This window comes from Streptomyces endocoffeicus (assembly GCF_016741935.1).
Classification (GTDB): Bacteria; Actinomycetota; Actinomycetes; order Streptomycetales; family Streptomycetaceae; genus Streptomyces; species Streptomyces endocoffeicus.
Genome location: NZ_JAERRG010000177.1, coordinates 1 through 908, shown reverse-complemented (window position 1 = coordinate 908; position 908 = coordinate 1). Strand labels below are relative to the sequence as shown.

Sequence of the window (908 nt, the reverse complement as noted above, 5' to 3'; positions counted from 1 at the left end):
TGGCTCGTCTCGCATCGCTGGCCGGGTAATCGACGCGTGGCCCGGCGGTCAGCAGACTGTCTCCAGGACCTGATCTTGGAGGTGGTCGTGGGACGTCGACCGAGTGTGTTTGTCCGCATGGTCGGTATGGAGGAAGGCCGCAGGCTGCAGCGGATCAGCCGGACGTCGAAGGATCCGGCGGACGTCGAAGGATCCGGTATGGCTGCGGCGGACGATCGTGGTGCTGATGTCCGCCCAGGGCCAGACGGTCAAAGACGTCACCTCGTTGATGCAGGTCAGCGAGGACTACGTCCGCGATGTCATCCACGCCTTCAACGAGTGGGGGATCGACGCGCTGGACCCGAAATGGAGCGGGGGACGCCGCCAGGCGATCAGTGACCGGGTGTGTGAGCACATCCGGCTGATCGCCCGGACGTTCCCCGCCGACTGGGGCCTCACCGGCTTCGCCACCTGGAGCCTGTCCAAGCTCGCCGCCCATCTGGTCGAACGGCATGTCGTGCCCAGGATCAGCCGGGAGCCCCTGCGGCGCATCCTGCGCGAGGGCAAGGTCTCCTGGCAGACCACCACGACGTGGAAGGCCTCCACCGACCCGGACTTCTTCGCCAAGATGCACCGCATCCTGGCGTTATACGAGACCCCGCCGGCCGACGGCCGGGTGAGATGCGTCGATGTGTTCGGCCCGCTGAACCTCATGCCGCGCAAGGGCAAAGTCTGGCGCCCGGCGGGCAAGCCCTGCCGACTGCGGGCCACCTACAACCGCTACGGCGGGGTGATGCACATGCTCGCCGCCCTCGACCTGACCACCGGCAAGATCTACTACCGGATCCGCAAGCGCAAGCGATGGCGCGAGTTCCTCAGCCTGCTCAAGACGCTGTGGGAACGCTGGCCCGGGGAGAAGCTGTACGTCG

General features: G+C 66.7%; 1 protein-coding gene. It reads left to right on the top strand.

Annotation, left to right across the window (positions count from 1 at the left end):
- Positions 1–226 precede the first annotated feature (226 nt).
- On the top strand, positions 227–908 hold a 682-nt coding region (locus tag JK364_RS54460), incomplete at its 3' end, for an IS630 family transposase (RefSeq protein WP_201858886.1).